19 protein-coding genes, 2 tRNA genes and 1 pseudogene are annotated in these 17,211 nt (G+C 68.0%); 15 read left to right on the top strand and 7 right to left on the bottom strand.

The annotated features are described in order from the left end of the window. Positions 1 to 192 precede the first annotated feature (192 nt). On the bottom strand, positions 193 to 1,275 hold the full coding sequence (locus ACFY9E_RS24890) for a hypothetical protein (RefSeq protein ID WP_390987661.1): 1,083 nt from the start codon (positions 1,273 to 1,275) through the stop codon (positions 193 to 195). Positions 1,276 to 1,942: 667 nt separating this feature from the next. Here ACFY9E_RS24890 and ACFY9E_RS24895 point away from each other — a divergent pair. From ACFY9E_RS24895 to ACFY9E_RS24905, 3 genes are all read left to right on the top strand, one after another. Further along, positions 1,943 to 2,662, top strand: coding sequence for a hypothetical protein (locus ACFY9E_RS24895; RefSeq protein WP_390987663.1), 720 nt, complete (start codon positions 1,943 to 1,945; stop codon positions 2,660 to 2,662). Between the two features lie 888 nt (positions 2,663 to 3,550). After that, on the top strand, positions 3,551 to 4,195 hold the full coding sequence (locus tag ACFY9E_RS24900; RefSeq protein WP_390987665.1) for a DUF6082 family protein: 645 nt from the start codon (positions 3,551 to 3,553) through the stop codon (positions 4,193 to 4,195). Positions 4,196 to 4,386: 191 nt separating this feature from the next. Further along, complete coding sequence (locus ACFY9E_RS24905; RefSeq protein WP_390987666.1) at positions 4,387 to 4,962, top strand: hypothetical protein; 576 nt, start codon at positions 4,387 to 4,389, stop codon at positions 4,960 to 4,962. A 236-nt stretch (positions 4,963 to 5,198) separates the two neighbouring features. Here ACFY9E_RS24905 and ACFY9E_RS24910 read toward each other — a convergent pair whose 3' ends face one another. From ACFY9E_RS24910 to ACFY9E_RS24925, 4 genes and pseudogenes are all read right to left on the bottom strand, one after another. Then, positions 5,199 to 5,462, bottom strand: coding sequence for a hypothetical protein (locus tag ACFY9E_RS24910; RefSeq protein ID WP_390988404.1), 264 nt, complete (start codon positions 5,460 to 5,462; stop codon positions 5,199 to 5,201). Between the two features lie 49 nt (positions 5,463 to 5,511). Next, positions 5,512 to 5,556: pseudogene (locus ACFY9E_RS24915) on the bottom strand (hypothetical protein); the annotation flags it as partial. Between the two features lie 45 nt (positions 5,557 to 5,601). Then, a complete protein-coding gene (locus ACFY9E_RS24920; protein WP_390987668.1) occupies positions 5,602 to 5,784 on the bottom strand; it encodes a hypothetical protein in 183 nt (60 codons plus the stop codon). A 195-nt stretch (positions 5,785 to 5,979) separates the two neighbouring features. After that, complete coding sequence (locus ACFY9E_RS24925) at positions 5,980 to 6,831, bottom strand: hypothetical protein (RefSeq protein ID WP_390987669.1); 852 nt, start codon at positions 6,829 to 6,831, stop codon at positions 5,980 to 5,982. A 551-nt stretch (positions 6,832 to 7,382) separates the two neighbouring features. On the opposite strand from ACFY9E_RS24925, the gene ACFY9E_RS24930 reads away from it, so the two are divergent. The 3 genes from ACFY9E_RS24930 (at position 7,383) to ACFY9E_RS24940 (ending at position 9,657) form a co-directional block, all read left to right on the top strand. Continuing rightward, entirely contained in the window at positions 7,383 to 7,664 is a 282-nt protein-coding gene (locus ACFY9E_RS24930; RefSeq protein ID WP_390988406.1) for a hypothetical protein, read from the top strand. 223 nt (positions 7,665 to 7,887) lie between these two features. After that, positions 7,888 to 9,312, top strand: a complete 1,425-nt coding sequence (rox, locus tag ACFY9E_RS24935) for a rifampin monooxygenase (RefSeq protein WP_390987671.1) — start codon at positions 7,888 to 7,890, stop codon at positions 9,310 to 9,312. Positions 9,313 to 9,444: 132 nt separating this feature from the next. Then, complete coding sequence (locus ACFY9E_RS24940) at positions 9,445 to 9,657, top strand: hypothetical protein (RefSeq protein WP_283973871.1); 213 nt, start codon at positions 9,445 to 9,447, stop codon at positions 9,655 to 9,657. 27 nt (positions 9,658 to 9,684) lie between these two features. On the opposite strand, the gene ACFY9E_RS24945 is transcribed toward ACFY9E_RS24940, so the two are convergent. Together ACFY9E_RS24945 and ACFY9E_RS24950 are read right to left on the bottom strand one after the other, a co-directional pair. Beyond that, entirely contained in the window at positions 9,685 to 10,341 is a 657-nt protein-coding gene (locus ACFY9E_RS24945) for an NAD(P)H-binding protein (protein WP_390987673.1), read from the bottom strand. Positions 10,342 to 10,407: 66 nt separating this feature from the next. Beyond that, positions 10,408 to 11,667 (bottom strand): amidohydrolase family protein, encoded by a 1,260-nt coding sequence (locus ACFY9E_RS24950; RefSeq protein WP_390987675.1) that lies wholly within the window; start codon positions 11,665 to 11,667, stop codon positions 10,408 to 10,410. Between the two features lie 237 nt (positions 11,668 to 11,904). Here ACFY9E_RS24950 and ACFY9E_RS24955 point away from each other — a divergent pair. The 9 genes from ACFY9E_RS24955 to ACFY9E_RS24995 all read left to right on the top strand — a co-directional run bounded on the left by ACFY9E_RS24955 (position 11,905) and on the right by ACFY9E_RS24995 (position 17,110). Continuing rightward, positions 11,905 to 11,977, top strand: a tRNA-Thr gene (locus tag ACFY9E_RS24955). A 47-nt stretch (positions 11,978 to 12,024) separates the two neighbouring features. Then, positions 12,025 to 12,097 (top strand) — tRNA-Met (locus ACFY9E_RS24960). 88 nt (positions 12,098 to 12,185) lie between these two features. Further along, complete coding sequence (gene rpmG / locus ACFY9E_RS24965; RefSeq protein ID WP_003948671.1) at positions 12,186 to 12,350, top strand: 50S ribosomal protein L33; 165 nt, start codon at positions 12,186 to 12,188, stop codon at positions 12,348 to 12,350. 101 nt (positions 12,351 to 12,451) lie between these two features. Next, a complete protein-coding gene (locus tag ACFY9E_RS24970; RefSeq protein WP_390987677.1) occupies positions 12,452 to 12,904 on the top strand; it encodes a MaoC family dehydratase N-terminal domain-containing protein in 453 nt (150 codons plus the stop codon). 5 nt (positions 12,905 to 12,909) lie between these two features. Then, positions 12,910 to 13,338: a MaoC family dehydratase gene (locus ACFY9E_RS24975; protein ID WP_031141254.1), complete on the top strand. Its 429-nt coding sequence runs from the start codon at positions 12,910 to 12,912 to the stop codon at positions 13,336 to 13,338. 113 nt (positions 13,339 to 13,451) lie between these two features. Beyond that, positions 13,452 to 14,021 (top strand): TetR family transcriptional regulator, encoded by a 570-nt coding sequence (locus ACFY9E_RS24980; RefSeq protein WP_390987678.1) that lies wholly within the window; start codon positions 13,452 to 13,454, stop codon positions 14,019 to 14,021. A 92-nt stretch (positions 14,022 to 14,113) separates the two neighbouring features. Further along, positions 14,114 to 15,550 (top strand): DHA2 family efflux MFS transporter permease subunit, encoded by a 1,437-nt coding sequence (locus tag ACFY9E_RS24985; RefSeq protein WP_390987680.1) that lies wholly within the window; start codon positions 14,114 to 14,116, stop codon positions 15,548 to 15,550. Positions 15,551 to 15,580: 30 nt separating this feature from the next. Continuing rightward, positions 15,581 to 15,961, top strand: coding sequence for a DUF3291 domain-containing protein (locus ACFY9E_RS24990; RefSeq protein WP_390987682.1), 381 nt, complete (start codon positions 15,581 to 15,583; stop codon positions 15,959 to 15,961). Positions 15,962 to 16,054: 93 nt separating this feature from the next. After that, positions 16,055 to 17,110 carry a UDP-N-acetylmuramate dehydrogenase gene (locus tag ACFY9E_RS24995; RefSeq protein ID WP_390987684.1) on the top strand — a complete coding sequence of 352 codons (1,056 nt, stop codon included), beginning with the start codon at positions 16,055 to 16,057 and terminating at the stop codon, positions 17,108 to 17,110. The last annotated feature ends 101 nt before the right edge of the window (positions 17,111 to 17,211 follow it).

Raw genomic sequence — 17,211 nt, forward strand, 5'->3', positions numbered from 1 at the left:
GGCGCAGGTCTTGAGCTGGTGGACGTGCTGGCAGATGGCTGCGCGGTGCTAGGTGAGGGCCGCTACGAGACACTCGTGTGCGCTGGTCAGGTCGAAGGATTGCCGGTCCTGACCTTCACCGCCCCCTGGGGCGTGCGGGACGTCGGATGGGTCCCGCCCTCCGCTGCCTACGTGCGCTTCTTGGCTTCGGGACTACTGACCGCCGGCGCATGGGACGTAGAGGCGGTGGCCTCGTACGTAGCAGCGTGTCCCGGCGCCGCAGGGCACTGGACTGAGCAGGCTATCTGCGACCTTTTGAGCATGGCCTGAGAGGTGGCTAGCCAAAGGTCGTGAGCAGGGCGCCGAGGCTCTGGGCATCCGCTCAGCTATCGAACACCGAGTCCTCCCGGGGGGCCAAGCGAGGGTTACACCGACCCGCTGACACAGGTCGACCCACCTTTCCTCCGACGGCGCCCGTTCGACCCACAGAACGGCCACTGCCTCCAACGCGCGTTCGCGGAGTTGATCCTGATAGTCGAGTACCTGCCCAAGACCTGCGCGAAGCTGGCGGGCCTCGTCAGCGGTCGTCAGCGACCTGACCTCGCAGACAGTCACTCGTCCCGCGGCATCGCGCCAGGCGAGGTCGAAATCGGGGTCGGAAGCGTCCGGGGAGAGCGCCGTGAAGCCGCGCTTCTGTGCTTCCTCGGCCAAGGCGTTCTGGAGTCGCCGATGCGTCGACAGGTTACGACCTACAAGATCAGGGTCCGGCGTGGTGGGGACGGCCGACGCCGGCGAGACGTTCTCGGCTGGCGCCACGTATGCCTGCCCGATCCCGACGTCAGGGGCGGTGATCGTGGCCTTCACCGGCACGAGGTGGAAGCGAATGTCCTTACGCAGTGGACCACCGCCTGTGGCGGGCGCCTCATCCTCGGAGTACGGATCGTCTGGGTCGAGCGCCCACTCTCCGAGATAGCGCACTGTTCCCCGAGCGCCATCGAACAGACGCAGGCGCTTGCCGGTCTCTTGATGCTCCAGGATGGCCTTGTTGCCGCGGAGCATCTTTTGATCGCCGGTCTGCCCTTCGCCGGTGTAGTGAAAGGTGCCGTCTTCGTTCCAGGTGTCGTAGTAGCCGTGCTGATGACCGGAGCTGGCCGCGGTGAAGATGAGGATATTGTTCGTGGTGCTCGACGGTGAGATCCCGTTCTGGGAGCTCCCTCCGTACTGCTTGTGCAGCTCGACCCGCCGGATCTCGTCTCCAGGCTCCAGGCGCCACTTCGGTCCGTGCCCTTTGAGCAAGTTGGCTCTTGGGCACGCGCAGGTCCAGCCACTCATCAACCTGCAGTGGAACGTGGTGCCTTGGGCCGGGGTCTTCTGCCCAGTAGTCCAGGTCGGGTTGGCCGTATCCCGCGCTGCCGGTGAAGTGGCCGTGGGCGATTACGCCGGCGTTCGGTCCGCTCACCCACAGCACGAACTTGTCGCCGGCTGCCACCTCGTTCACGTAGCGCGCGATAGGCCATGACGGCAGAACGTGTCCGTCGCGACGGAAGCTCTCCAGGTCAAACTTCTTCGGGTTGCAGTGCAGAAGCCACGTAGGCACAGGACCCCTCAAGTGAAGGTGCAGTTGAGTGAATCCTAGGACGCAGCACTGACAACGAGGCGCCCTTGCCGTTCGCCAGCCCGTTGAGCCGCATCCGGGCCGACCAGAGGGTTCAACCACCTCAGGGTGATTCGTCTGCCGGGACAGGTTCGAGGAGGCCCAGGCGGCTCCCTGTGATTTCACGCGCGGAGGGGAAAGGGGGTGGGATCACCGTTGGTCCGCGCCTCCTAACGAGCGATTCCTGCTTGTGGACCTGATCCGCTGCACGGGTGAATCCCTCTCGTAGCGGTTGCCCACAGTCGCTGATCCGCTCGCCCAAGCACATACTTAATGCTGACGCTTCCATCGTGAGAGTCAGGAGAAAGTGTGAGTGCAGCAGCTATTCCTCCCGGTGCTGGAGTCGATCCTGACGCTGCACGTGAGGAGAAAGTTGATAAAGATCTTGGGCAGGTGGCCAAGATCTTGGCGGCGGCCTTCACGGCCGTTGCCGGGTTCGGTACGGCTTTCGGGCTTTCGCAGGACGCGCTACTCATTGCCGTTAAGAACTATGTTTGGGTGTACATCTTTGTCGCAATTTTTGCCCTTGTTGCGATTGCATTGAGTATCTGCTCGTTGTTTTTTAATAAGACGCAAGAGGGTAACCGGAGCCAAGCTTGGCTGCTCGCTATTGGAACCTTCTTTTATCTGCTGGCTTTGTTGCTGACGATCATCTTCGTGGCCCAGGCGGCTACCACCGGCGGACGGCCCAACATCGCAGATGTTACGATTGAGCGAGGCTCGGACGTTAAAATGACCTTTACCGTCAAGGCTGACCGTGTGGCTGATCGACGGCAGATTGTTGTGGAAGTAGACGCTACACGTGGCAAGACGGAGTTGGAGCCAGCCATTTACCGCGCTTTGTTGCGGCCGGATCGCAATGGGAATGTAGAGCAGAAAGTATCCTTCCGCTTTACCGCTCCAGCGGAGGCCACGGGTGTCACCATTCGAGTCCGCCCCGAAGGTGACACCAGAAACGGCGCAAACTGTGATGGGTCACAGACTGAGAAGAGCAGTCTGGGTTGTGTAAGCGCGCCATTGCCGAAGTAGGTCGACTCGCTGCGCACCGCTTCTGAGCTGTGGCGCGAACGCCAGCGAACGGCACCGGTCAGGGACGCGAACAGTCGGAAAACGGGCACGGCCTGGAAGCGAGGACGCGCCGGTCGTGAGGATGGGCGTTCCACTGATTGACGAAGCGACCGCCTGCGACGATGGGAGCATGCCGACGCCTGGAACGCCCCTCCCGCCTTCACTCGTCCCCGATTGCACCAAGCAATCTTGCGGTCCGCAGCTGAGACTTTGGTGCTCACGGACGCGGTGACGCAGGCCAACATTGCACCTGACTACATCTCCATGTGGGCGATCGAGACTGAGCAGAGGGCGCGCGAGATCGCGGCTGCGTTCCATGCCGCTATGCACGGTCTCCGACTGCTGTACACGGCCGTACCGACGCAGCAGCGCTGAAGGGTCGGTGACCTCGGGGGAGGGCGTGGGGGACACCCCGTGTCCAAACCGCTTAGCGCAGGTGAACTGGGCCCCCTGTAAAGCTGCTGACGACAGACCTCCAAGGCGATGTAGAAGCACGGGAGGCCGGCCGGGGTGAGCCCACGAGCCGCGGGCCCCGGCCGACCTAAGGCGAGGCCGGCGGCCACGGCGGACGGGGACCCGGCCCAGCCCTCGTTGCCCGCCACACTGCTGCGATGCCGGGGTGCTCAAGGAGCCGGACGTTCCTAGTGCTCATCATGTAAAGGATGTATGCCGCGCACTCGTGGTTCGGCGTCTCAGGACAACTGAGGGGGGAGGGCCGCAGTGTGGAGGCGCAGGATAGTAGTTGCAAGTAGACGTCTTATTGCACACCAGCAGCGCCGCTAGGCGGTCTTGCTGGTCATGTGGGGAAGGCCGATCCTGCTTCAGTAGCGACCTGTGGGGGAGAGCGCGATGACTAGTCGGTTGAAGGCGCGGCAGTGGGCAGTCTGGACTGCGGTCACGATGGTGATCTTACTTCTGATCTTGTTCACACCCGTACTGCTGGAGCGTGCGCTTGTAGCCCACGACGACTGGGAGCGGCTCAGCGCAGTCAGCCAGACTTATGGAGCGCTTTCCGTCCTCTTCTCGGCTGCTGCACTACTCGGAGTTGTCGCGTCACTTACCTATCAAGCCCGTCAGACCAGGACCGCCAGTGAGGAGGCACAGAGGTCTTGGCACCGCCAACTGTTGCTCGTCACTCTTGAGCATCCTGAGTTCATGGTGTGCTGGGAACCCCCAACTACTGAATTGACCATGGATCGGGCACGACAGTTGATGTTTACTCACCTGATCGTGACGAGTTGGGATGCAGAGTTCCGTCTTGGCCGAGTAGGCGAGCAAGGCGTGCGCGGACTACTTGAACGCCATTTTCAGGGCGAGTGTGCTCGCATGCACTGGGCGGGACGCTCGAACGGCTGGCGTCGGTATGTTGTGGCTGCGGGGGATGCGCGCGGAATCAGGTTCGTCGAGTTGATGGACGAGGCTTATGAGGCCGCACTGGCGGCTGGTCCGCCCGTTCTCTCTGCTGCTTACTTCGTTCCAGCACCGACTGGGTGAAACAGTGGGACTGCGTGGGGCACGGATGGGGGAGGCTTTGTTCGCACTGCATGTGCCCCGATGGAGCCGGTTGCACCCCGCGAGCTGTAAAGCTGCTCGCTCGGTCCGGGGCCGGCTCTCATGGCAGGTCTTCGGTTGTTGGTTTTCGGGTTTCGATGAGCTGCTCTCAGCCTCGATGCGACCATCCTCGGATGGACGCATCGGTGCTCAGTGCGCTGGTAGGGCTGATTGGTGTTGGAGCTGGTGCTGGCGCTACGTTCGGCGGGGTCGTGTATCAGCAACGACATGGCGCCCGGGAAGCAAGGGCCGCGAGGCTGCGGGGCGAAGCGGTTGCAGCAGCAGAAAAGATCCTGGGCGAGCTGCTGGCTATGCAACACAGCCTGCGACTGGGCTCGTACGGTGCCGCGGAGGAGGAGCAGCGCGACTACCGGAGGGCCTTGCAGCAGCACCATGCAACGATCCAGTTGCACTCGCAGTGGCTGCCCGATGCCGAACTCCGGTCCCGACTCACTGTCAACGCCTTGTATACGCAGGTCGGGCCGGTCGGCGATTCCCGTAGTGACGTCGAACGGCGCGGGCATGGAATGGCTCTGTGCGCGGACAGTATTGCCTGCCTCGGCGCCTTTCTACGTTCTGAGGCTCTTCCTGTGCGCGATGCCTACGTCGATCAGATACTTGGCCGCTGGCCTGAGGGGCGGGAGCTACACACGTTCATCGTCTCAGGTCCCCCCGTGGAGAGTGATGAGACTCCGGCTTCTTCTACTTAGCGCAACTGGAGGTAGCGCCCCCGCGTTGGTGTGCCGCAGGTTGCTTGGCCCAACGATCGCAACAGGAAGAGCCAGGTACGCGGACTCCGGGGTGCTCGCGTGGGTGCAGCTTCGATCCCCAAGGCCCCTCTACTGGAATGGGGGAGTCTTGCCAGGGTAGGGAGCGGGGTGATGGGGAAGACGTCGCCAACGGCCATGGCATCCGCCAACGACGACGAACCCTGAGGTGCACGCCACTAGCGCTGGGTCTGTTCCAGTGCGGCGATCTCGGGCGCCGTCGCCGTGGCCCGCTGGCCTGCCTGGACCTGCTGGAGTCGTTTGATGGTGGCAGCCAGCACGTCATGGGCGTCTGTGGGATCCGCGCCCGCGTCCTCCACTGTGACTCTGGCGATGATGGTGCCGGATCTGCTGTAGCCGTACACCGTGCCGCTCGATCCGCTGTCTGCGAGGAAGACCGACTCCTCTCCGACTCGACCGACCTTTATGGGGGGCGCGTTCATGAGCTCCCAGGGCGTCGGTGATCTCGGTGACGCCCTGGTTGAGGCTGAGTGCGAAGGTCTTTCTATCTTCAGCTAGCAGGTAGACGAGGTACATGCCCCGCTGTGCCGTCCTGGTCTCATCAGGGTCGAAGAAGGAAACTTATGGGCATGTGGCGGCGTTGCCTTTGCCCGGGCTTCCCTCAACGATGTATCCAGCAGGTGCCAGGTGCCCGATCTCCTCGGGAGCGGCCCGGAGCAGATCTGCGATGTCTTTGCTGACCTTTTTGTCGTCATCGATGACGTATGTGGAGCCGACTTTGTAGAGGAAGTCCCCAAGTTCCATACGACGGATGCTATGCATGACCACTGACACGCGCCCGGGGGTTTCTCCCGTACTGATCTGCGGGGCAGGGACGTTGGGCAGTCGTGAAGGCCAACTCGGGGCTGTGCGGGGTCGGTCGCTGCACGTCCGACATCTTCGTCATCAGCCCCCGGCTCGTCGCTCAGGCAGCGGCGCGCTTGCGTCGGTGCGGCAACACTAGGGCTGCGTGCTTCGTTGGCCGTCCTCACCAGAGCGCTGAGAGGTTTCGCCAGCGTAGTGATTTCGCAGGATATCGGCTAGGACCTCGGCAGTCGCCTGGGCCTCGTTGCTGATGGCATACACGACGTCTGTGCTCGTGCTCGCCGTCGGTGAGGAGAGCACGTCCATGTACGTAGGCGCCAACTTCTCCTCCCGCTCTGGCTCATCGCGCACGGCAATGAGCTCATCAAATGTGCGAACCCGCGACGCGTACTGCTCTAGGGCGGTCACGCTCCTTTCCAAGGCAGCCCGGCCGTCTACTAGGACCTCGGCTCGACGGGCCAGCACTTCGTTGGCGACAGCGTTGCCACGAGCCTCAAAAATCTCATGCCGCACCGCTATACGTGAGGTCGCCTGCGCACGAGCAGCAACCTCCCATAGCAGCTGCGGCAGTTCTGCCTGTATACGTGTCGAGTCGAGGACCCCCTCGCGTCGTGCAGCGGACTCCATGACGGTGTCGTAGGCGGCGACAGCCTGCCGCAACAGCCTCCCCTCGGACCCCACCACGTCGCACAAGCACACGTAGTGCCCACTTCGCTCGCGTGCGATCTTGAGGGGGCGCCGTATCTCCCACACATACAAGACGCCCCAGAAGATGGACCAGGCCAACGAGCACGCCGAGACGATGAAGGCGATTGCTGCACACCAGTTGAAGAGGGATGCAAGGAAAAGTCCGGGCAGCCACATAAGTGCGCTACCGGCAAGCACTGCGGCGACTGCACTAGCGAGGCCCATACCGACCTGCCCGAAGGTCTCCGCCCGATCGGTCTTCAATAGCGCGGGCACTCGCCTCAGCGGCCATGCGGGCATCCATCGACTCCTGCTCCGGCCGGGGACCGCGGTCGCCTGCCGGGAGCCAAAATCCGGAGATGCGCCGAAGCGATCGCTGTTCCTTTTCGGGCAACGCCGGATCGATGATCACTCGCCTCGCCGTCTTGCCCTCGTCCAACGGAAGCCCCTCGTGAAGAAGATGTGATGAGCATGCACCCTACAAGTGAGTGTGCGGCCCCGATGAGGCACTTGTCGTTGACTCCGTGGGTGGGCGACATTGGCAACACCCCTGCCTGGCCATCAAGCGTCGTGGGGCAGGCGTGGGGTGCAACGGTTGATCTATGGCGTCTTGGCTGGCAGAGGACGGTGAGCCGCGCGGTCTGTAAATCTGCCGGCTCAGTCTTCCCAGGTTCGAATCCTGGCGCCGCCACACTGGGGAAGACCCCCTCTGATCAGGTTGCTTACTGATCAGAGGGGGTTTTCGTTATGTCGAAGTCTGCCGTCCATGCCGTCCGGCCGTCGCCCGGACGGCATGGACGCGTCAGATAGGCTGCCGCCTCTTGTAACGGCATCCTCCTGATGAGGTGTGAATGAAAACAGGCAGACGAACCGTCGCGGTGGCCACGCTCGTGGGGGCGCTGGGGCTTTCGGTGCTGAACGCGCCGGCGGCTCAGGCGGCGGACACCGGTATCACCGTGTCGGACAACGCCGCTGTCCGTGGCGACGACCCAGGCTTCTTCCTCCGCGGTGGCGCACATGCCGCTGTCGCGGATCCATTCCTCAGCGCGTTTCTCGGCCTGGCGGACACGCGGGTGAATGGCGGATTCCAGTGGGAAGAAAAGAGGCGGAAGTTCCACCTCGGAAACACGTGATCCCATGCGCACGATCATCTGGGAAATCGCGTATACGAAGCGACGGGAACACCCGCCCACGCGAAAAGGCACACAGGTCGCCGAGATGACAAAAAGAAAGGCAGGGAGCCACTGCTCCTTGCCACTCTCAACATATAGCGCATGGGGGGCCTTGCGGCAAGGCCCCCGGAGTGCCGCAGAATCTTCGGCCTGAAGCCGGAAACCGGCGAAAATGGGGGATGCCTTGATCGATGTGATCATCGTCGGCGGTGGTCCGACCGGAATGATGCTGGCCGGGGAGCTGCGGCTGCACGGCGTGCGGGTGCTCGTGCTGGAGAAGGAGGCGGAGCCGGCCCCGTACGTCCGTGCGCTCGGTCTGCACGTGCGCAGCATCGAGGTGCTGGACCAGCGCGGTCTGCTGGAGCGCTTCCTCGCCGAGGGCAGCACGCACCCGGTCGGCGGTTTCGCCGGCCTCACCAAGCCGCCGCCCGACCGGCTCGACACCGCACACGGGTACGTCCTCGGTATCCCGCAGCCTCGCACCGACCGTCTGCTGGCCGAGCATGCCGCCGAGCTGGGAGCCGAGATCCGGCGCGGCTGCGCGCTGGCCGGGCTGAGCCAGGACGGCGACGGTGTGACCGCCGAGCTGGCCGACGGCACGCGGCTGCGCTCCCGCTACCTCGTCGGTTGCGACGGCGGCCGCAGCACGGTGCGCAACCTGCTCGGCGTCGGCTTCCCCGGTGAGCCCTCCAGGGTCGAGACGCTGCTGGGCGAGATGGAGCCGGCCGCGCCGCCGGAGGAACTGGCGGCCGTGATGGCCGAAGTCCGCAAGACGCACTTCCGGTTCGGCGCGATGCCCGTGCGGGACGGGGTGTACCGCGTCATCGTGCCCGCCGAGGGAGTGGCCGAGGACCGCACGGTTCCGCCGACCTTCGAGGAGTTCAAGCGGCAGCTGCGGAAGTTCGCGGGCACCGACTTCGGCGTGCACTCGCCGCGCTGGCTCTCCCGCTTCGGTGACGCCACACGGCTGGCCGAGCGCTACCGCGTCGACCGGGTCCTGCTGGCCGGCGACGCCGCGCACGTCCACCCGCCGACCGGCGGGCAGGGTCTCAACCTCGGTATCCAGGACGCGTTCAACCTCGGCTGGAAACTGGCCGCCGAAGTGCGCGGCTGGGCACCGGAGGGACTGCTGGACAGCTACCACCGAGAACGCCACCCGGTGGCCGCCGCCGTGCTGGACAACACCCGTGCGCAGATGCACCTGTTGTCGCCCGAACCGGGACCGCGGGCCGTGCGCCGGCTGATGGGGGAACTGATGGACTTCGAGGAGGTGAACCGGTACCTGATCGAGAAGACCACCGCGATCGCCGTCCGCTACGACTTCGGCGAGGGCCACGAACTGCTCGGACGGCGGCTGCGCGACGTGCGGTTGCGGCGGGGCCGCCTCTACGAGCGGATGCGCGGTGGTCGAGGACTGCTGCTCGACCAGACCGGCGGACTGTCTCCGGCGGGCTGGGCGGACCGGGTCGACCACGTCGTCGACGTCAGTGTGGAACTCGACGTGCCCGCGGTGCTGCTGCGACCGGACGGCCATGTGGCCTGGGCCGGCGACGACCAGCAGGACCTGCTCGACCGGCTGCCGAGGTGGTTCGGAAGGGCAACCGGCTGAGAGGCCCCGGTGGTCCGGCCGGGGCGGGGGCGTGCGGGGTGAGCGCGCCCCCCGCCTGCCCTGCCGCCACGGAAAGGGCAGTTCCCGCAGGGGAGAGGCGTGGCCGGGCCGCTCGCGCGGCACACTGACTCCATGTCCTCCCGCCGCAGGATCTGCCCCGAGTGCCGCCGCGAGATCGCCGTCGTCGCGGGGCGGTACGCGCGCCACGACCCGCCCGGCGCCCGCGAGCACGGCGAACTCACCTCGTGCCCGGGCTCCCGCCGCCAGGCCCGCCCGGGCCCCGAGCAACCGTCCCTCGACGGCTACACGGTCCCGGACTTCCCCGGCCAACTGCCGCTGTTCTGAACCCCGTCGAGCGACCGGCAGCGAACCTCAGTTCCCGGCCACCGACTTCACCGCCACGGACACCGGTGCGGACCCGCTGATCAGCTCCAGGGTGAGTCCGGCCGTCGCCGGGGTGTCCACCAGCTCCGCCAGCACCGCGGCCACGTCGTCCCGCGGAATCGGACCGCGGCCCGTCCGCGCCTCCAGGCGCACCAGACCCGTACCGGCGTCGTCGGTGAGCCGGCCGGGACGCAGGATCGTCCAGTCCAGCGCGTCCAGCCCGCGCACGTACGCGTCCGCCTCGCCCTTGGCGCGCAGGTACACGTCGAAGATCTCGTCGCCCTCGTGGCTCGGGTCGGCGCCCATGGACGACACGACCACGAACCGCCGTACGCCGGCCCGCACCGCCGCGTCCGCGAAGAGGACCGCCGCGGCCTTGTCCACCGTGTCCTTGCGGGTCGCCCCGCTGCCCGGGCCCGCGCCCGCCGCGAAGACGGCGGCGTCGGCACCCCTCAGCCGTTCCGCGACCTCGTCCACGGACGCCGACTCCAGGTCGAGCACGACCGGTTCGGCACCGGCCTGCCGCAGATCGTCGGCCTGCTCGGGCTTGCGGATGATTCCCGCTGCCTCGTCCCCGCGCGCGGCGAGCAGCCGCTCCAGCCGCAACGCGATCTGACCATGACCACCAGCAATGACAATGCGCATGTCTTCGACCGTACGCCCGGACGGCACCGTGCGCCGCACGACACCGGCCCCGCCCCGCCACCGGCCTCACGGCACTTCGCCCCGCCCCTGCCGCGGCAGCCCCAGTTCCACCGAGGCCGCCGAACTGCAGTACTCCCGCACCGCGCTGGTCCGCGCCACCACGCGCCCCCGGTGCACGACGATCCGGCTGTACGCCAGGGACAGCACCCCCGCGAGCCGGTCCCCGCGCACCGCGAGCAGCTCGGCCGGAAAACCCGCCTCCACCCGCACCTCGGGCAGCCCCAGCACCGCCCGTGCCGAGGAACTCACCCCGTCGTACGCCTCCTCGGGCGACAGCCCGTGGCGCGAGGCCAGCAGGAAGGCCGCCTCCAGCGGATCACCGCGCCCCACCGGGTTGGACACGTCCCGCAGCGCCCCGCTCCCGGCGGCCACCCGCACCCCGGCCGCACGCAGCAGCCGTACCGGAGCGGCCCCGCGCCGGTCGACGCCACCGCAGCCGCCCTGCGGCAGGCACACCACCGCCACCCCGGCCGCCGCGAGTTGGTCGGCCGTGCGCGAGGCCACGTCGGAGGGCAGCCGGCCGAGGTCGCCGCACGGGCTGAGGGTCACCCCGGGGCGCAGTCCGCCCGCCATCGCCGCGAGCCGGGCCAGCCGGGCCGGGTCCCCGGCGTCCGTGTGCAGGTCGACGGGGCAGCCGTGCTCGGAGGCCACCTCCAGGACCGCCTCCGCGTACCCCGCCGGATCCGGGTCCAGGTCCGGCCGGCCGCCCACCACCGAGGCGCCCATCTTCACCGCGTCCCGCAGCATCGCCAGCCCGTCCGCACCGGCCACCCCGGTCAGCACCCGGGGCATCGCCACCGTCGTCAGCTCCGCCAGCCCCCGCAGCGCCCGCCGCGCCTGGAGAACGGCCGCCAGCGCGCCGAGCCCCTGGACGTCCCCCACGCGCACGTGCGCCCGCGTCGCCGTCGCCCCGTGCCCGAGCTGGAGCAGGGCGGCCTCGGTGGCCCGGCGCTGTACGTCCTGCGGCTCGTACGAGACGGGCCCCTCGGTGTCGGCCGACAGGGCCGTGTCGGCGTGGGCGTGCGGCTCGGCCGGGGCCGGCAGCAGCAGATAGCCGCTGAGGTCCACCCGCGCGCCGCACGCGCGCGTCGCGCCCGCACCCAGACTGCCGGCCGTGCCGACCGCCTCGATGCGCCCGCCGCCCAGCCGCACGTCCACGGTCCGGCCGTCGGTGAGCCGAGCTCCGCACAGCAGCAGCGACGACGGGTCGGCCGGACCCGGCGAGGACGACGGGGGCGGTGGTGGCTGCGGCCGGCTGTCGGGCATCGCACTCCAGGGGCTCGGGCTGCGCGCGGGAGGACGCGTGATCACGCAGAGTGAGACGAGCCTAGGACGGCCTCCCGCCGGGGACGGGGAGGAGCGCAATAGTCGTACCGGCGTGGTCCGCTCACGCGACGGGAGGCACTGACGAGGCTGCCGGGAGGACGGTCCGGGCGCCCGGGGTGGGTGCCTCGAAACGGATTTGGGCGAACGGCGGCCGAGCGTGTAATGTCTTCATCGCTCGCCCCAATAGCTCAGTCGGCAGAGCGTCTCCATGGTAAGGAGAAGGTCAACGGTTCGATTCCGTTTTGGGGCTCTGGTGTGACTGGCTCCCGTCGCGAGGCGGGGTCCGGACCACATCAAAGCGGTGTAGCTCAGTCGGTAGAGCAAGCGGCTCATAATCGCTGTGTCACCGGTTCAAGTCCGGTCACCGCTACTGACAGTAGCCGATTGCGGGGTCGGTCCTTCGATCGGCTACTCTTCTTGCGTTAAACAGTCCATCCGTTCGTCTTAGGAGCACTCACGTGGCTGCCACCGACGTCCGCCCGAAGATCACGCTGGCCTGCGTGGAGTGCAAGGAGCGGAACTACATCACCAAGAAGAACCGGCGTAACAACCCGGATCGTCTTGAGATGAAGAAGCACTGCCCGCGTTGCAATGCGCACACCGCGCATCGCGAAACGCGATAAAAACAGGCTCGTACACGAGGCCGTTCCCGAGTGATCGGGGGCGGCCTCGCGTCGTTGAGGGACCCGTACCGGTCAGTAGAGCTACCAGGAGGTACCGAGCCATGGCGCTCGACCAGTCCTTCGTGGGGCGGACATACCCGCCCACCGCGCCCTACGAGGTGGGCCGGGAGAAGATCCGTGAGTTCGCCGAGGCGGTCGGCGACGCCAACCCGGCGTACACGGACGCGGAGGCCGCCAAGGCACTCGGTCACCCCGACGTGATCGCCCCGCCGACCTTCGTCTTCGCGATCACCTTCAAGGCCGCGGGCGAGGTCGTTCAGGACCCCCAGCTGGGCCTGGACTACAGCCGCGTGGTGCACGGCGACCAGAAGTTCGCCTACCGCCGTCCGGTCCGCGCCGGCGACCGGCTCACGGTCACCTCGACGATCGAGGCGATCAAATCCCTCGCGGGCAACGACATCGTCGACATCCGCGGTGAGGTGCACGACGAGGCCGGCGAGCACGTCGTGACCGCCTGGACCAAGCTCGTGGCCCGCGCGGCCGAGGGGGCGTGAGCGACATGACCGCGAAGATCTCCTACTCCGACGTCGAGGTCGGCACCGAGCTGCCCGCCCAGACCTTCCCCGTGACCCGCGCGACCCTCGTCCGGTACGCGGGCGCCTCCGGCGACTTCAACCCGATCCACTGGAACGAGAAGTTCGCCAAGGAGGTCGGCCTGCCGGACGTCATCGCGCACGGCATGTTCACCATGGCCGAAGCGATCCGCGTGGTCACCGACTGGGCCGGCGACCCGGGTGCGGTCGTCGAGTACGGCGTCCGCTTCACCAAGCCGGTCGTCGTCCCGAACGACGATCAGGGAGCCGTGATCGAGGTCGCCGGCAAGGTCGCCGCCAAGCTCGACGACAACACCGTCCGCGTGGACCTGACCGCGACCAGCGCCGGGCAGAAGGTGCTGGGCATGTCCAGGGCGGTTGTCCGACTGGCCTGAGACCGGCCGCGACACGGTGTAAGGGGCGCTCTCCACTGCGGGGCGCCCCTTACGCATAGGGTGCCCGGACCTTCGCTTGACATGGTTAGTGATTGAGCACTAACTTCGAGGGCATGGCAAGGATGAGTGCGGAAGAGCGGCGCGAGAGCGTGATCCGGGCGGCGACGACCGAGTTCGCCCGTGGCGGTTATCACGGCACCTCCACCGAGGCGATCGCCCGCCGGGTCGGCGTCTCGCAGCCGTACCTCTTCCGGCTCTTCCCGGGCAAGAAGGCGATCTTCCTGGCGGCGGCGCAGCGCTGCGTCGAGGAGTCCATCCGTACCTTCGAGGAGGCCGCCGAGGGCCTGGAGGGCGAAGAGGCTCAGCACGCCATGGCGAACGCGTACACCAAGGTCATCGCGGAACGGCCCGAGCGGCTGATGATGCAGATGCAGATGTACGTCGCCGTGGCGGCCGCCGAGCAGGAGGGCGACCACGAGTTCGGCGAGTCGGTCCGGGCCGGCTGGATGCGCCTGTGGGACACCGTCCATGTGCCGCTGGGTGCCGACGCCAAAGAGACGACGACCTTCCTGGCGTACGGGATGCTCATCAACTGTCTGCTGGGGATGGGCTTCCCTCCCGAGCACCGCGTCTGGGAAGGGCTGTACCCGTCGGCGAAGCACACGGGCCGGCTGGAGGCGTGAGGGGGAAGGGCGCATCGACGCGCCTTTCCCTGTCCGCGAAAGTTAGTGATCAATAACTAATCGCTCAAGCGAATCACCTCTCTGGGGGAGAGATGTCACAGCAGACCGCACATCGCGGGGGAGCCGCCTGGGCCCTCGTCATCACCAGCGTCGCCGGATTCATGGCGGCCCTCGACAACCTCGTCGTCACCACCGCCCTGCCCTCCATCCGCGAGGACCTCGGCGGAGGACTGCACGACCTGGAATGGACCGTGAGCGCCTACACGCTCACCTTCGCCGTCCTGCTGATGTTCGGCGCCGCCCTCGGCGACCGCTTCGGCCGCCGCCGGCTGTTCATCGCAGGAATCGCCGTCTTCACCGGCGCCTCCGCCGCGGCTGCCATGGCGCCCGGCATCGACTCCCTCATCGCCGCCCGCGCGGTCCAGGGCGCCGGCGCGGCCGTGATGATGCCGCTGACGCTCACCCTGCTCACCGCCGCCGTGCCCGCCGCCAAGCGCGGCATGGCCTACGGCATCTGGGGCGCCGTCAACGGACTCGCCGTGGCCTCCGGGCCGCTCGTCGGCGGCACTCTCACCGAACACATCTCCTGGCAGTGGATCTTCTGGCTGAACGTCCCGCTGGGCCTGGTCCTGCTGCCGCTCGCCCGGCTGCGACTCGCCGAGTCCCACGGCACCGGAGCCCCGCTCGACGTCCCCGGCACCCTGCTCGCCAGCGGCGGCCTCTTCGGCATCGTCTACGGCCTGGTCCGCGGCCCGGCCGACGGCTGGACCTCTTCCCTCGTCCTGACGGGCCTGTTCGCGGGCTCGGCCCTGCTCGCCGGCTTCGTCCTCTACAGCACCCGCGCCAAGAACCCCATGCTCCCGATGCGGCTGTTCCGCTCCCGGGCCTTCGCCGGCATCAACGCGGCGAGCCTGCTGATGTTCCTCGGCATGTTCGGCTCGATCTTCCTGCTCAGCCAGTACATGCAGGGCGTCCTCGGCTACTCGCCCACCGAGGCGGGCCTCCGGATGCTGCCCTGGACCGGCATGCCGATGCTCGTCGCCCCCGTCGCCGGCATCCTGGCCGACCGCATCGGCGGCCGCCCGGTCGTCGCCGCGGGCCTCTTCCTGCAGGCCCTCGGCCTCGGCTACATGGCGGTGGTCGCCACAGCCGACGCCTCCTACACCGCCCAGCTGCCCGCCCTGATCATCAGCGGCATCGGCATGGCGCTGTTCTTCGCCCCCGCCTCGCATCTGGTGATGTCCAGCGTGCGGCCCTCGGAGCAGGGCATCGCCTCCGGTGCCAACAACGCCCTGCGCGAGGTGGGCGGGGCGCTCGGCATCGCCGTCATGGCGTCGATCTTCGCGGCCCAGGGCGGTTACGAAACCGGCCAGAGCTTCGTCGACGGCATGCGGCCGGCCCTCGTGACGGGTTCCGCGGTGGTCGCCCTCGCGGGCATCGCGGCCCTGCTGATTCCGACCCGGCGGCGCACCGAACGGCAGGCGCGTACGGCCGAACCCGCACCGGTGCGGGAGACGGTCTCCCCCTGACCCGACGAACCCGAGCAAGGAGAAGCGGCCATGCCCACTCTTCCCTGGACCGTCCCGAACACCCCGCCCCGCGACACCGAGGTGCACGTCTTCGCCTCCCGCTTCGAGACCCGCACCCTGTGGGGCGCCCTCAGGTTCCTCGCCGGTACGCCCGCCGTCTGGCGGCAGGTCCGCCGCAGCCCCGGCGCCTACGGGGCGACCCTGAAGGCGCAGCCCCTGAAGCGGACCTTCTGGACCCTGTCGGCCTGGGAGTCCAAGGACGCGCTCCACGCCTTCGTCCGCGCCGGTGCCCACGGCCCCGCCTCCCGGGGCCTGGCCCCGCAGATGAAGGACTCGGCCTTCACCACCTGGCAGGTGAACAGTGAGGACCTCCCGCTCTCCTGGTCGGAGGCGCTCCGCCGACTGTCCTGACGGCCACCACGCGTGCGTGCGGCCCCGTTCGCCGGAACGGGGCCGCACGCACGCGTGCCCGACCGGTCAGTGCCGTCTCGTAGTCTTGGGCCCGTGCAGGAACTCCACGACGCCCCCCTCGCCCCGTTGACGACCTTCCGCCTGGGCGGCCCCGCAACCCGGCTGGTCACCGCGACGACGGACGACGAGGTGATCGCCGCCGTCCGCGAAGCCGACGAGGCGGGCACCCCGCTGCTGCTCATCGGCGGCGGCTCGAACCTGGTCATCGGCGACAAGGGCTTCGAGGGCACCGCCCTCGTCATCGCCACCAAGGGCTTCACCCTCGACGGCACGACGCTGGAGCTGGCCGCGGGCGAGGTCTGGACCGACGCCGTCGCCCGAACGGTCGAGGCGGGCCTGGCCGGCATCGAATGCCTGGCCGGCATCCCCGGCTCGGCGGGCGCGACACCGATCCAGAACGTCGGGGCCTACGGCCAGGAGGTGTCCTCGACGATCACCGAGGTCGTCGCCTACGACCGCCACACCGGCGAGACGGTCACCCTGGCCAACGAGGACTGCGCCTTCTCCTACCGCCACAGCCGCTTCAAGTCCGACCCCGAGCGCTACGTCGTCCTGCGCGTCCGTTTCCGTCTGGAGGACGCCGAGGGCCTCTCCGCGCCCCTCCGGTACGCCGAGACGGCCCGAGCCCTCGGCGTGGAAGCGGGCGACCGCGTCCCCCTCGCCTCGGCCCGCGACACCGTGCTCAAGCTGCGCGCCGGCAAGGGCATGGTCCTGGACCCCGAGGACCACGACACCTGGTCGGCCGGGTCCTTCTTCACCAACCCGATCCTCACGGACACGGACTTCGCGACGTTCCGGGCGCGCGTGCGAGAGCGGCTCGGCGACGGGGTGGAGCCGCCCGCGTACCCGGCCGGTGAGGGCCGCACCAAGACCTCCGCGGCCTGGCTGATCGACAAGGCGGGCTTCACCAAGGGCTACGGCGACGGCCCCGCCCGCATCTCCACGAAGCACACCCTGGCGCTCACCAACCGGGGGAGCGCGACGACGGAGGACCTCCTCACCCTGGCCCGCGAGGTCGTGACGGGCGTCCGCGAGGCCTTCGGCATCACCTTGGTCAACGAGCCGGTGACGGTCGGGGTCAGCCTGTAGGCACCCGGCGTCGCCGCCGAGGTCGGTGGGTCCGTAGCCCGGCGGCGCGGCGTGCGGCTGCGCCCACCCGTGCCGCGCCCAGCGGCACGAGTGCCCGCCGC

The organism is Streptomyces sp. NPDC012466 (assembly GCF_042955215.1).
Lineage (GTDB): Bacteria > Actinomycetota > Actinomycetes > Streptomycetales > Streptomycetaceae > Streptomyces.

Bases quoted from the DNA above. Each gene is read 5' to 3' on its own strand.
- ACFY9E_RS24900 (WP_390987665.1), top strand. From the start codon at position 3,551: ATGACTAGTCGGTTGAAGGCGCGGCAGTGGGCAGTCTGGACTGCGGTC.
- ACFY9E_RS24905 (WP_390987666.1), top strand. From the start codon at position 4,387: ATGGACGCATCGGTGCTCAGTGCGCTGGTAGGGCTGATTGGTGTTGGA.
- ACFY9E_RS24910 (WP_390988404.1), bottom strand. From the start codon at position 5,462: ATGAACGCGCCCCCCATAAAGGTCGGTCGAGTCGGAGAGGAGTCGGTC.
- ACFY9E_RS24920 (WP_390987668.1), bottom strand. From the start codon at position 5,784: ATGGAACTTGGGGACTTCCTCTACAAAGTCGGCTCCACATACGTCATC.
- ACFY9E_RS24925 (WP_390987669.1), bottom strand. From the start codon at position 6,831: ATGCCCGCATGGCCGCTGAGGCGAGTGCCCGCGCTATTGAAGACCGAT.
- ACFY9E_RS24930 (WP_390988406.1), top strand. From the start codon at position 7,383: ATGAAAACAGGCAGACGAACCGTCGCGGTGGCCACGCTCGTGGGGGCG.
- ACFY9E_RS24940 (WP_283973871.1), top strand. From the start codon at position 9,445: ATGTCCTCCCGCCGCAGGATCTGCCCCGAGTGCCGCCGCGAGATCGCC.
- ACFY9E_RS24945 (WP_390987673.1), bottom strand. From the start codon at position 10,341: ATGCGCATTGTCATTGCTGGTGGTCATGGTCAGATCGCGTTGCGGCTG.
- ACFY9E_RS24950 (WP_390987675.1), bottom strand. From the start codon at position 11,667: ATGCCCGACAGCCGGCCGCAGCCACCACCGCCCCCGTCGTCCTCGCCG.
- ACFY9E_RS24970 (WP_390987677.1), top strand. From the start codon at position 12,452: ATGGCGCTCGACCAGTCCTTCGTGGGGCGGACATACCCGCCCACCGCG.
- ACFY9E_RS24975 (WP_031141254.1), top strand. From the start codon at position 12,910: ATGACCGCGAAGATCTCCTACTCCGACGTCGAGGTCGGCACCGAGCTG.
- ACFY9E_RS24980 (WP_390987678.1), top strand. From the start codon at position 13,452: ATGGCAAGGATGAGTGCGGAAGAGCGGCGCGAGAGCGTGATCCGGGCG.
- ACFY9E_RS24985 (WP_390987680.1), top strand. From the start codon at position 14,114: ATGTCACAGCAGACCGCACATCGCGGGGGAGCCGCCTGGGCCCTCGTC.
- ACFY9E_RS24990 (WP_390987682.1), top strand. From the start codon at position 15,581: ATGCCCACTCTTCCCTGGACCGTCCCGAACACCCCGCCCCGCGACACC.